The sequence below is a fragment of the Roseovarius sp. 217 genome (assembly GCF_000152845.1).
GTDB lineage: Bacteria > Pseudomonadota > Alphaproteobacteria > Rhodobacterales > Rhodobacteraceae > Roseovarius.
This window is the reverse complement of record NZ_CH902584.1, coordinates 728,841-741,443: the sequence shown is the minus strand read 5'-3', so window position 1 is coordinate 741,443 and position 12,603 is coordinate 728,841. Positions and strand designations below refer to the sequence as shown.

Below are 12,603 nucleotides of genomic sequence, written 5' to 3'. Positions count from 1 at the left end.
ACCTTTGGTGTCGGACCGGACTCAGAAGCGGAAAGACGCCCGCGCCTGAACAGTGGTCGCATCAACATCTGCACCCGAGGTGCCGAAATCGTCGAACTGGTGATAGAGCACCTCACCACCGAGCGAGACGTTTTCGGTGACCATGTGCTCGTAGCCTGCGCCGACGAAATAGCCGTCATCATCACCGAACGTATCGGTGTCCGCCCAAGCGTAGCCGCCGGTCCCGTAGAGCAGACCGTTGCCGATCTTGTAACCGGCGCGCGCCTTGGCACGGAAGACTTCTTCGAGCGACGCTGCGCCGCCGAGGTCGATGTCGGCGAAGTCATAGTCGAGGCCTGCGCCGACCACCCAGTTGTTACCGAAGTCATAATCGTAACCGGCGATCACACCACCAATCAGACCGTCGCCTTCGACGCCGGCTGCGCTGGTGTCAACATCACCGTAGCCAATCTGGCCACCACCGTAGAAACCGGTCCAGTTTGGGCTGGTCGGGGCCGGGGGCGCAACGGGGGTCGCGATTACGGGCTCGGCGACGGGCTCTTGCACGTTGCCAGCGAAGGCCGGGGCAGTCAGCAGGGTGGTTGCGGTCATGAGCGCTGTGGTTGTTTTCAGCATCTTGGTTTCCTTTCGATCAGTTTATGTCGGCCGAGCCGAGGGAGGAGAGGCGGCCCGGAGACAAACGGTTGCGTCCGTCTCGAAACATATCGGTTCTCTTGCCTTGCCGGACAAGGATACCACCGCGTCAACCGGCTCAGACGCCTGCAAGTGGCAAGGAAATGCTGATAATAAAGAGTTTTCGGCGGATTTTTGCAGGGCAATGTGTTGAAAACGCAACCCTCTGTTGAATACCTCTACAGCGCCCCTTGAAGGGATGTAGGCGGACGCGCTGGAGGACGCGCCCGCCCGATTGACCGCGCGACCCTGCCGATCAGAAGCGGAAAGTGGCGCGGACCTGTATCGTGGTGGCCTCGACATCGATGCCGGTCGAGTTGAAGTTGTCGAACTCGTGATAGAGCACTTCGCCGCCCACGGAAAACTGACTGGAGACGAGGTATTCGTAGCCCGCACCGATGAACCAGCCATCATCGCGTCCGGCGGTGTCTGTATCGGCGTTGGCCCAACCGGCCGCGCCATAGAGCAGGCCGTTGCCGATCTTGGGACCACCGCGCAGTTTGACGCGAAAGATTTCCTCGATCGAGGTGCCGGGACCCGCGTTGATGTCGGCGAAGTCGTAATCCAGCGCCCCTCCGAGCACCCAACGACCGAAATCATGGTCATAGCCAAAGGTGACACCGCCGATGAAATCCTCGTCGTTGCTGGAGATGTCGCTATCGACAACACCCACGCCAAGCTGACCGCCGATGTAAAAGCCGGTCCAATTGGCGGAACTGCTGAGCGTCGGGCGGCTCTGGGTCGAGAGGCTGGCGGTGGGCGTATCATTTGGGGCGTCAAAGGTGATGAGAACGGGCTGTTGAAACGCCGTTGGCGGGGTTTCGGCCGTGGCGGGCGCAGCAACGGCAAGGGTAGTTGTGGCGAGAAGCGGCAGGAGAGGACGCATCAAACTGATCCTTTCAGACGAGATTCTCTGATGGGTTCAGGATCAACGGTCCGGGGTGCGTCTGCAATGAACGATGCCGTCGCGGGGGATCAAGAGCGGGTGAAAGCGACGTGTGCGGCGATGGCGCGTCGGCTGGGGGCTATCGTCCAACGTCCTGCGCAGCGCGGTTGCGGATTGTTTGGCGCACTCACGCAGCGAAGACGTCTGACGCCGTGTTCTGAAATTGCCTTAGACGGGCAGGCTGTTCAACGCGAGAAACACCAGCGCCGACACCAATGCCGCCGCAGGAACCGTGATCACCCAAGCCGCGATAATGGTCATGAAATGCGATCTGCGCACCAGTTTGCGCCGCCGCCGCTCTTCCGGCGCGATGCGCAACTCGGGTTGAGTCGTGATCTTGTTATTGCGCAAGCGGCGTTCCGCATCCCATTCACGAAAGAAGCCGACGCCGAACACCCCACCGACCGCGATATGGGTCGAAGAGACCGGCAGGCCGAGCCAACTTGCGACAATGACAGTGACTGCGGCCGACAGGGCCACACAATAGGCGCGCATCGGGTTCAGTTTGGTGATCTGCGACCCGACCATGCGAATGAGTTTGGGGCCGAAGAGGAAGAGACCAAAGGAGATTCCGAACGCGCCAACAATCATCACCCAAAGCGGGATCGACACCTTTGCCGAGATGGTGCCAAACTCGGCGGCATGGACAATGGCCGCCAGCGGGCCCACGGCATTCGCGACGTCATTGGCTCCATGCGCAAAGCTCAGAAGAGCCGCTGAAATGACCAATGGCACGCCGAAGAGCCGCTTGAGGGATTTGTTGCGATTTTCCAGCCCCTGTGACTGCCGTTTGATCAACGGGATGGTCACGATCCATGCGATCACACCCAGCACCAGACCGACCGTAGCCGCGGTGCCAAGGTCGATCTTGACGACCCGGCTCAGCCCTTTCAGCGCCAGATAGGTTGAGAATGCCCCGACCATGATCCCGATCAGGATCGGCACCCAGAAACGCGCGGCGGCAATCTTGTCGTCTCGGTAAATGACCCGCGATTTGATCAGCGCAAGGAAAAGCGCCGCAATCACACCGCCAAGCACCGGCGAAATCACCCAAGACGCCGCAATCGCGCTCATCGTGGTCCAGTTCACGGCGGACAATCCGGCGGCGGCAATCCCGGAGCCCATCACCCCACCGACCACGGAATGCGTGGTCGAGACAGGCGCGCCGATCCATGTGGCAAGGTTGATCCAAAGAGCTGCTGAAATCAGCGCCGCCATCATCGCCCAGATAAAGACCTGTGCATCGGCGACGGTCATAGGGTAGATGATGCCACTGGAAATGGTCGAGACCACATCGCCGCCCGCGAGCAGTGCGCCGAGAGTTTCGAAAATCGCCGCAATCGTAATCGCCCCACCAAGGGTCAGCGCGTTGGCACCCACTGCGGGGCCCATATTGTTGGCCACGTCATTGGCCCCGATGTTCAGCGCCATATAGGCCCCGAAGACCGCCGCCGCGATCACCACAAAGTTGATCGGAAACGCGCCAAAGAAGACCGCTGCCGCGAGGCCTGTTACAACGATGAAGGCCAGCGCGATGCCGGGTGCCACCATCGGACGGGCGACATATTGCGTTGCTGTTTCCAGATGCGAGAACCGCTGGAGATCCCGGTCGAGGGTTTCAAGGTGGTTGGCGTCGTTTTGCGTCTCGCTCACAGCTTGTCCCTTGGTGCATTGCTCGCAGCGGGCATAGGGAACCTCGCCCTCGGCATCAACCGATTCCGTCACAAAATTGAAACAAAATCGTTACAAATTACGCAGGATTTGCTGCAATTGCGGCTCTTGCACCATCTGTGCGGCTGCGCTGAGGCTGACCCATTTGCGGCGGCGTTCAGCGACTTCGGGGTAGTCCTCTTGCATCTGGGTCACCTCGATCGCGAAAACCAGAGTTTCCACAGGCACGGGCAATCCTGTGGAGAGTTCCTTTTCATAGCAATAGATCCCGACGGCCTCGCTCGTCACGCGGCCGGACCGAACGCCCGCCTCTTCCCACGCCTCTTGCAAGGCCGCACCGGGCGCATCCTTGCCGTCGATTGGCCATCCTTTGGGGATGATCCAGCGGCCCGTGCCGCGCGATGTGATCAGCAACACCTCTTTGTGCCCATCGTGCTCACGATAGCAGAGTGCCGCGACCTGAAGCCGACGCGGCCGCCTGAACAAGGGGCGAACGAAGTCGATCAATGCCCTATGCATCGGTTTTGTCATGGAGACACTCTCTGATCCTGCCCGGATATTCTTGTTTATTCAGTTAGTTATACAGAGTTTTTGTGTGAATTGCAAATGACACGTGTCAGCGCCGCCTGCGTTGAGGCCGGTTGAGACGGGGGGTGGTGAAACGGTGCGCTGATCATCCGGAGCATTTGCTGTGGCCACAGCTGCCACAGGTCATGCAGCCTTCGATCATGCGCATGTCGTATTGGCCGCAGGCGGGGCAAGCGGGACCTTTGCGGGCTCCGTCGATGCCGACGATCTGCGCCTGAGGGTCTTGTTTCAGGCCCATGCCTTCGCCCTCGAGAAATCCGATCTGCACCAAATGTTGCTCCAGCACACCACCGATGGCGGCCAGAATGCTGGGCACGTATTTGCCCTGCATCCATGCGCCGCCACGGGGATCGAACACCGCCTTCAGCTCCTCCACCACAAAGGACACATCGCCGCCGCGCCGGAACACCGCTGAGATCATCCGTGTCAGCGCGACGGTCCAGGCGTAATGCTCCATGTTCTTCGAGTTGATGAAGACCTCGAAGGGTCGCCGATGACCATTCAGCACGATGTCATTGACGGTGACGTAGATCGCATGGTTGCTGTCGGGCCATTTCAATTTGTAGGTGGCCCCTTCCAACTCCTTGGGCCGGTCGAGCGGTTCGGACATATAGACCACCTCGCCGCCGGTGACGGGGATATCGCCGCGCGTCTCGCCGGGCACCTTGTCGGACGTCTCTGATACGCTCAGCACCGATCCTGTCACATCGTTGGGCCGGTAGGTGGTACAGCCCTTGCAGCCCAGATCCCAAGCCTGAAGATACACATTCTTGAACGCCTCAAAGGAAATATCCTCGGGGCAGTTGATGGTTTTGGAGATGCTGCTGTCCACCCATTTCTGCGCCGCCGCCTGCATCTTGACGTGATCCTCGGGCGGCAGGGTCTGGGCGTTGACAAAATAGCTGGGCAAAGGGGCATCGCCCATCCGGTCGCGCCACATCTGCACGGCGTAATCGACCACCTCTTCTTCGGTGCGGCTGCCATCCTTTTGCAGCACCTTGCGGGTGTAGCTATAGGCAAAGACCGGCTCGATCCCGGAACTGACATTGCCGGCATAGAGGCTGATGGTCCCGGTGGGCGCGATGCTGGTCAGCAAAGCGTTGCGAATGCCGTGCGCGGCCACGGCGGCGCGCACATCCTCGTCCATTGCCTGCATTGTGCCGGAGGCCAGATAGGCGTCGCGGTCAAAAAGCGGAAACGCGCCTTTTTCGCGGGCCAGATCGACGGAGGCCAGATAGGCCGCCCGCGCGATGGCATGGAGCCACGCCTCGGTCTGCTGCACAGCCTCGTCCGATCCATAGCGCAGCCCGACCATCAGGAGCGCATCGGCAAGGCCAGTCACGCCCAGCCCGATCCGCCGCTTGGCCTGCGCCTCGGCGGCCTGCGCGGGCAAGGGAAAGCCGCTGACATCCACGACATTATCCATCATGCGCACGGCCACGCGCACGAGATCGTCCAATGCCGCCGCATCCACCCGCGCGCCAGTTGCAAACGGTTCGGTCACCAGCCGCGCAAGATTGATCGAGCCCAAGAGGCACGCGCCATAGGGCGGCAGCGGCTGTTCGCCGCAATTGTGAACATAAAACCCATTGGCGTCGAAGGCATTGACGCCCGGCACCTGCACATCAAACACTTCGGCCATGCCGTCATCCACGACATCCGCGACCACGGCGCTGAACCTCTCGCGATTCAGCGCCCGTTTGTAGCCGCTCAGGGCCACGGCCAGCCGCCGCGCCTTGGCCACATCCGTAAAGCCGATGCGCTCCTGATAGGTGGCCAGGTTTTCGCCGCTGATCACCAGCTCATGCTGCGCCTTCGTCTCAAAATGCGCTTGCCCGCCCTTGCCATCCGGCAAAAACGCCCGACCCGCTTCGCGACGGTTTTCATAGATCACCGCGTTCATGCCCAGCCGGGCCAGCATCCGTTGCGCGGCCTGCAGCAAGGCCAGATCGCTTTGCGCCAGACGGACCGACACGCCCTTTTCCTGCGCCCCCTGAACCGAGCCATCGGCATCGAACAAACCGCGCAGCACGGCAGCCCCAAAACCGGCAGTCTCCGCGCCTTCAATCTCGGGGGTGATTGTCTTGCGCCCGCGCGTCAGCCCGTATTCCGCCGCCAGTGCGGTCAGCGCCGCCGTACCGATCCGGTACTCGCCGCGCCCTTCAACCTTTTGCCAACCGGCAAAGTCGGCGCGGTGCGGTAAATCCCGAAGCAGCGCCTCGACCTTGTGCATCACCGGATGGCCAAGCGGTTGAGCGCCGATGCACTCCTCCTGCGGCCAGACCGAGATCAGCGTTTTATCATCGCGGATCACCCCGTCTCCGATCAGCAGGCCCAGCAGATAGCCGCGTTCATCCTCGGGGCGGGTCTGTATCATGGCGGTGCGGTGATCGTGTAACTTCACCTCGTCGCCCGGGCGCAGATCACCGGCAGGCACCCATTCCACCTCCTGCCGCCAGCGGGTTTTCCCAACCACTTTGCGCACAAGATGGTCAGCCGTGAGCCGCAGGTGACGCCCGCAAGCCGTGCTCAGCCGCTTGACCGGCTTTAGTCCAGTGCAGAAGAACCCATGTTCGCCGCTGTCATAGGCTATGCCATTCACCACAGCCCGGAACGGTCGGTCAAGCAATGCACTGACTTGCCGCGCGCCTTCATCGGTCATGACCCAAGTCTCGGCGGTCACGCACGGATTGGTCGCCGCGATGGTCTCGCAATAGCTCAGGTTGTTGGCGGCGTTGATGCGGTCGATGAAGATCACGCCCGGTTCGGCATAATCATAGGTGGCCTGCATGATCCGGTTCCAAAGATCACGCGCCTGCACGGTGTGATAGACTCGGCCCCCGAAGACCAGATCCCATGGGCCATCCGCCTTGACCGCCTCCATGAAGGCATCGGTGATCAAGACCGACAGGTTGAACATCCGCAGGCGCGCCGGATCGGATTTCGCGGCGATAAAGGCCTCGATGTCGGGATGGTCACAGCGCATCGTGGCCATCATCGCGCCCCGGCGGCTGCCTGCCGACATGATCGTGCGGCACATTGCGTCCCACACATCCATAAAGCTGAGCGGCCCGCTTGCGTCCGCCGACACGCCCTTGACCTCGGCCCCTTTGGGCCGGATCGTGCTGAAATCATAGCCGATGCCGCCGCCCTGCTGCATGGTGAGTGCCGCTTCGCGCAGGTTGTCGAAAATGCCGCCCATGTCGTCGGGGACCGTGCCCATGACGAAACAGTTGAACAACGTCACTTTGCGCGCGGTTCCGGCACCGGCGGTGATCCGACCTGCGGGCAGGAATTTGAAATCTTCGAGAGCGTGGAAGAACCGATCTTCCCAGACCTCCGGCTCTGCCTCGAGCACGGCCAGCGCGCGGGCAATCCGGCGCCAGCTATCCTCGACACTGGCATCGCCACCGTCTTCGGTCTTGAAACGATATTTCATGTTCCAGATCTGTTCGGCAATCGGGGCGGCAAATCGGCTCACGGGTCTCTCCAAATTCAGGCAGAGAACCACAATAGCTTGAAGCTGCCTGCATTTCCACTACCCTATCTGCTCGAAGTGGAGATTCTTTGCCATGGTCCTGCATCTGATCAAACTGAGCGTTGGCACCACCTCGGTCGAGGATCTGGAGGACTGGCACAAAGACCCCCGCGCCAAGGGGCCGGATGGCCTGCCACGCCATATCACCCGCATGTGGCCGAAGCGCGAGGCTGAGTTGCTGAGCGGCGGCTCGATCTACTGGGTCATTCAGGGGATGGTGCAATGCCGCCAGACGATCCTGCGGCTCGATGAGGTGACGGGCAGTGACGGTATCCGCCGCTGCGCCATCGTGCTCGAACCGGGGCTCATCCGCACCGCCACCGCGCAGAAACGCCCCTTTCAGGGCTGGCGCTATCTGCCGGGACCGGATGCGCCGCCTGATCTTGGAACCGCGCGGGCCACGGATGACAAACTGCCCCCTGCCCTCTCTGCCGCGCTGGCGGATATCGGTGTGTTGTGACGGCCGCGAGTCCGCGGCCAACCATTGCCGCAAGGCGCGCGGTCGGGAAGGATGTTGACGCTGCAATCTGTCCCCAGAAGAGTGATCCGCGCAACATTCCGCCAAAGAAGACCATAAGAGAAATCGCACGTCCACACGCCCGAGTCCCGTTCGGCAACGCCGTCTGAGCCGAGACATTGAAGGGTGTCATTGCATCAAGCCAGATCAGGACCGCCAAGCGGCACCTCGACGATCTGGCGTCGCCCTTGCTGTTTGACGAGATTGAGCGTCCCGAGTGCCCCGACGATCTTGATCCGGCGTTCTGCTGCTCTTGCGTGGCCGGGCGCACATGAGAGACATGGGTGTTTTGTCGAGGGGGCGTGAAGCGCAGCCTGCGCGCGGGCATAGAGACCGTATCGAACACTGGCGAAACCCTCTACGGGTTCGCCGCCTCTGGCAGCGCTCTCGTCAACCTGCGGCGATTTCTGGTCGAAGACGGGCTTGGGTCCGGGCAAGTTGAACACGTCCCGCCGGATTGGACCCTGCCGCCACTCGAACCTATGCGCAACGATCCCCCCTGTGAGATGGTGCCGCCTTCACCGATTTTCGACGGCTATGGTCGCGAGTGGAAGGGCTTTGATTTTCATATCAAACGCAAGAGTTGACCTCTGAGACAGACGATCCCTGTTGGGTCGGGATTGGAGGGTCATGTCTTTTCAGGAAAGAGCCATCCCGTGACCGGCACCACGGCGCGGTTCACGATTGGGATCAGCACCAATCCGGTTGCCAGACCGACAACACCGTCGAGCCCAGCGGTCACAGCCCAGGTCACGAATCCCTGGGCTGAGCCAATAGCCTCTGAAGCGGCCATTGCGATGTGCTTGATCTGCTCATAGGGCAGGTGCCAGCCCAGGTCATGCACCCCGTGGACGATGATACTGCCACCGACCCAGAGCATCGCAACCGTGCCGATTGTCGCGATCACCACCATCACCGTCGGCATTGATTTGACAATTCCGCGCCCCAAGGACCGGGTCAGGGCAAACCGGCCTTTGGCCGTGAGCAGAATGCCGAGATCATCGGCCTTGACCAGCAAGGCCACCGCCCCATAGACCAGTGCCGTGATCCCGATGGCCACCGCCGCCAATGCGGCGGCCTGTATCCACAATGTGTCGATCTCGATCTGAGACAACGAGATTGTCATAATTTCGGCTGACAGGATGAAATCGGTCTTGATGGCCCCTTTGACCCGCTGCTCTTCCAAATGTGCGGCCTCAAGTGTCGTTGCTTCTTGGGGACCGTGATCCTTGTGCGGGACGATCAGATGCCAAACCTTTTCCGCCCCCTCAAAACAGAGATAGGCACCGCCGATCATCAAGAGCGGTGTCAAAAGCCACGGCAGGAAGGCGTCCAAGAGCAAGGCCACGGGCAGCAGGATCACCAATTTGTTGAAAAAGGACGCCCGCGCGATCTTCCACACGATGGGCAGTTCGCGCGCGGCAGGCAGCCCTGTCACATATTTCGGCGTTACGGCCGCGTCATCAATCACGACGCCTGCGGCCTTTGTTCCGGCTTTGCTGGCTTGCGCGGCGACATCATCAAGCTGCGACGCCGCAAGCTTTGCGATGGCCGCAACGTCGTCGAACAGGGCCAGTAATCCGCTCATGCCAGTTCCTGCCCTTTTCCGCCGCAAAGATAGCCAATATTTTCCGAGGAAAATGACTGCAATTCAAGGGTGTCAAAGTTTTCCGACCAGATCAAGCCGTTTGGAAGATCAAAGCTGGTCGCGCTGTGCGGCGGCGGCCAAGCTCATGGGTTTCGTTCAAGTTCCGGGTTGAGCAGATCCTTGAGTTTGACCCGCTGGATCTTGCCGGAGGGCCCTTTGGGCAACTCGTCGAGAAAATAGATGCGGTCCGGGCATTTGAACGCACCAAGTCTGTCCTTGCACAGTTGCATCAGATCATCCGATGTCAGGGCAGATCCGGGAGTGACCGCAACCGCCGCCTCGACCCGTTCACCGTACTGCGGACAGGGGCGGGAGAAGGCTGCGGCCTCGACCACGTCAGGGTGGGCGTAGAGCACCTCGTCAATCTCGCGGGGGGCGATGTTTTCGCCGCCCTTGATGATCAGCTCCTTGAGCCGGCCTGTGACATAGAAATACCCCTCGGCGTCCTTGCACCCGAGATCACCGGTGCGCAGCCAGCCATCAGGGGTGAAGCTGTCGCGCGTGGCCTCGGGATTGCGCAGGTATTCCAGCATCACATTCGGGCCTTTGACGATAATCTCACCCTCTTGGCCCGGAGGCAATGGGCGCATGTCTGGCCCCGCCACTTGGGCCTGATTGCCATAGGCGATCCCCGGCGAGCCGATCTTGCGGGCGGCGGGCGGCAAGGGGTTTGAGAGGATTTGCGCCGATGTCTCGGTCAGGCCCATGGTTTCGATGATGGGCACATCGAACCGCGCCTCAAAGGCCGTGTGCACCTCGACCGGCAAAGGCGATGAGGCGGAGCGGCCAAACCGCAGGCGCGCGCGGGTTTCGGGATCGGGCGCGGTGTCGCCATGCAAGAGGTGCGAGATGATGGTGGGCACGACCGAGAACCACGTTGCGCGCGTCTCGGCGGCCTGAGCCCAGAACCGGCTGGCAGAAAACCGCCCACACATCGCCAGTTGCCCCCCTGATACGAGCGATCCCATGACGGACACACAAAGCCCGTTGATATGATAGACCGGCAGAACGCAGAGCCCGGTATCCTTGGCCGAGAGGTCATGGGCAATGGTCGTGGTCCATCCCCCGGCCAAGAGGCTTGATTGCGTATGCACAACCCCCTTGGGTCGCCCCGTCGTGCCCGAGGTATACATCAGGAGCGCATGGTCACCGGGCGCGACCGGATGCAGGCCGCCGATGTGCGCCTGTTCGGTCATGTCGAGAGCGGTGATGGTGTCGCCGGACGTGACCCGTTGGAACATCGCGTGCTGCGCCGGATGCACCAAAGCCACCCGCGCGCCGGAATGCGCGAGCGCATAGCCAATCGCCTCGGCTCCGGCGACAAGGTTGATCATGGTGGCGCGAAATCCGCCGTAGAGGGCACCGTAGAGCGCCTCGATCGCCGCCTGCCCGTTGGGTTGCAGGATCGCCACGCTCTCGCCATGTAGGGCGCCTTTGGCGGTCAACAGCGCCGCAATCGACCGGGCGCGGGCGCGCAATTCGGGCCAGTCGATTGCCGTGCCCTCATCGGGAAAGGACATGGCCGGGCCACCGGCCTCGGCGCGGGCGTCGATCCAGTCGCGCAGCGTGCCCTCGGGCGGCGTGTCGCGCCGCAGCCTCATTGTCCGGCCACCTGCCAGTAGTCACCGAAAATCTCGTCGAGCGTCGGCTCTCTGGGCGGGATTTCCCGCACGATCCTGGTGGTTTGCAGGAAGTGCCGCCAATTGAGGTTGTCGTCGATGGAATTGCCGCCCCAGCTGCCGCACCCCATCGACAGCGAAAAGGGCAAGCCGTTGTTGAACGCGCCCCCCGTGGCAAAGCAATGCGCCTGATTGACGATCACCCGGCAGGTTGGCAAGGCGGCACCCAGATGGCGGGCGCGGGCATCTTGGGTGCTGTGCAGACCAACGGAATGACCGGCCCCTTGGTGGGTGAGGATGCGTGCGACAATCCCGGTCGCGTCCGCGAAATCCGCGGCCCGATAGAGGGCCAGCACGAGGCTCAGTTTTTCGCCTGAGAGCGGATGCTCTGGACCGATGCCACGCGTTTCCACCGCGACAAAGCGCGTGCCTTGCGGCACGCGTCCCGTGAGGCCAAGCGCCTCGATCATGCGGTCCGCGTCCTGGGCGATCACCGCGCGGCTGAGATGGCCGTCGGGCCAAAGCCGCGCCACGATGTCCGCCGAGTCCGCCTCGGGAACCAGTGCGCCGCCCTCGCGGGCTAGTGCCGCGACAAAGGCGTCATAGACCGCATCCACCACCACGACGGCATTCTCAGATGAGCAAGAGGTCGCGTTGTCGAAGGTCTTGGACGCCGCGATCCTCGCGGCGGCTGCGGCCAGATCGGCGGTCTCATCGACGATCACGGTGACATTGCCTGCGCCCACGCCAATCGCGGGGGTGCCGCAGGTATAGGCGCGGCGCACATTGTCCTGACTGCCAGTGACGACGACCAGATCGGACAATTCCAGCATGCGTTGAGTCTTGGCCTTGGACCCCGGCGCGGGCACCATCTGGACCAGATCGGGATCAGCGCCGATTTTGGCGAATTCGGAATGGATATGTTCGAGCAAGCGCGCGCAGGTCGGCACCCCTTTGGGTGAGGGTGAGAGCACGATGGCATTGCCGCATTTGAGGGCGTTGATGATGTTGTTCGCAGGTGTCGCGCCGGGGTTGGTCGAGGGCACCACAGCGCCAATCACCCCGATGGGGCGCGCGATTTCGGTGATGCCGGTGGCAGGATCATCGCGGATCACGCCAAAGGTTCTGGCCCCTGCAATATCGCGCATGAGGCCAAGGGTCTTGCGGTGGTTTTTGGTGATCTTGTCGGGCACATTGCCAATGCCGGTCGTCGCCACCGACAGTTCTGCCAAGGCGCGGTTGCGTGCAGGTTCCATGATCGCCCAAGCCACGGCCTGCGCCGCCCGGTCATAGCGCTCTTGCGACCCGCCTTTCTCATAGGCGCGTTGAGCAGCCTTCGCGCGGGCCATGATCTGTTCGACAGCGGCGAGTTCGTCGGATGCAGTCATCATCTGTTCCTCTGGA

11 protein-coding genes and 1 pseudogene are annotated in these 12,603 nt (G+C 61.8%); 3 read left to right on the top strand and 9 right to left on the bottom strand.

The annotated features are described in order from the left end of the window. Positions 1-21: 21 nt before the first annotated feature. The 5 genes from ROS217_RS03430 to ROS217_RS03410 form a co-directional block, all read right to left on the bottom strand. On the bottom strand, positions 22-615 hold the full coding sequence (locus ROS217_RS03430) for an outer membrane protein (protein ID WP_009816268.1): 594 nt from the start codon (positions 613-615) through the stop codon (positions 22-24). Positions 616-928: 313 nt separating this feature from the next. Next, on the bottom strand, positions 929-1,558 hold the full coding sequence (locus ROS217_RS03425) for an outer membrane protein (RefSeq protein WP_009816267.1): 630 nt from the start codon (positions 1,556-1,558) through the stop codon (positions 929-931). A gap of 228 nt (positions 1,559-1,786) precedes the next feature. Next, on the bottom strand, positions 1,787-3,169 hold the full coding sequence (locus tag ROS217_RS03420) for an inorganic phosphate transporter (RefSeq protein WP_368072255.1): 1,383 nt from the start codon (positions 3,167-3,169) through the stop codon (positions 1,787-1,789). A gap of 192 nt (positions 3,170-3,361) precedes the next feature. Beyond that, entirely contained in the window at positions 3,362-3,820 is a 459-nt protein-coding gene (locus tag ROS217_RS03415; protein WP_009816265.1) for an NUDIX hydrolase, read from the bottom strand. 142 nt (positions 3,821-3,962) lie between these two features. Continuing rightward, the gene (locus ROS217_RS03410; RefSeq protein WP_009816264.1) at positions 3,963-7,358 is read right to left on the bottom strand and encodes an LAGLIDADG family homing endonuclease; all 3,396 of its coding nucleotides are present in this window, start codon (positions 7,356-7,358) and stop codon (positions 3,963-3,965) included. 91 nt (positions 7,359-7,449) lie between these two features. Between ROS217_RS03410 and ROS217_RS03405 the strand changes: the two genes are divergently transcribed. After that, on the top strand, positions 7,450-7,875 hold the full coding sequence (locus tag ROS217_RS03405) for a DUF1489 family protein (RefSeq protein ID WP_009816263.1): 426 nt from the start codon (positions 7,450-7,452) through the stop codon (positions 7,873-7,875). A 40-nt stretch (positions 7,876-7,915) separates the two neighbouring features. On the opposite strand, the pseudogene ROS217_RS24965 reads toward ROS217_RS03405, so the two are convergent. Then, positions 7,916-8,065 (bottom strand): annotated as a pseudogene (locus ROS217_RS24965) (MFS transporter); the annotation flags it as partial. Between ROS217_RS24965 and ROS217_RS24290 the strand changes: the two are divergent. Both ROS217_RS24290 and ROS217_RS03400 read left to right on the top strand, forming a co-directional pair. Continuing rightward, positions 8,052-8,207, top strand: a complete 156-nt coding sequence (locus ROS217_RS24290) for a hypothetical protein (RefSeq protein WP_198134928.1) — start codon at positions 8,052-8,054, stop codon at positions 8,205-8,207. The pseudogene ROS217_RS24965 and the gene ROS217_RS24290 overlap by 14 nt on opposite strands. 27 nt (positions 8,208-8,234) lie before the next feature. Further along, positions 8,235-8,519 (top strand): hypothetical protein, encoded by a 285-nt coding sequence (locus ROS217_RS03400; protein WP_009816262.1) that lies wholly within the window; start codon positions 8,235-8,237, stop codon positions 8,517-8,519. A gap of 41 nt (positions 8,520-8,560) precedes the next feature. On the opposite strand, the gene ROS217_RS03395 is transcribed toward ROS217_RS03400, so the two are convergent. The 3 genes from ROS217_RS03395 to sauS all read right to left on the bottom strand — a co-directional run bounded on the left by ROS217_RS03395 (position 8,561) and on the right by sauS (position 12,587). Continuing rightward, the gene (locus tag ROS217_RS03395; protein ID WP_009816261.1) at positions 8,561-9,520 is read right to left on the bottom strand and encodes a DUF808 domain-containing protein; all 960 of its coding nucleotides are present in this window, start codon (positions 9,518-9,520) and stop codon (positions 8,561-8,563) included. Positions 9,521-9,663: 143 nt separating this feature from the next. Beyond that, positions 9,664-11,181 (bottom strand): AMP-binding protein, encoded by a 1,518-nt coding sequence (locus ROS217_RS03390; RefSeq protein WP_009816259.1) that lies wholly within the window; start codon positions 11,179-11,181, stop codon positions 9,664-9,666. Then, positions 11,178-12,587 (bottom strand): acylating sulfoacetaldehyde dehydrogenase, encoded by a 1,410-nt coding sequence (sauS, locus tag ROS217_RS03385; RefSeq protein WP_040651038.1) that lies wholly within the window; start codon positions 12,585-12,587, stop codon positions 11,178-11,180. Before sauS ends, ROS217_RS03390 begins: the two co-directional genes overlap by 4 nt. Positions 12,588-12,603: the final 16 nt, after the last annotated feature.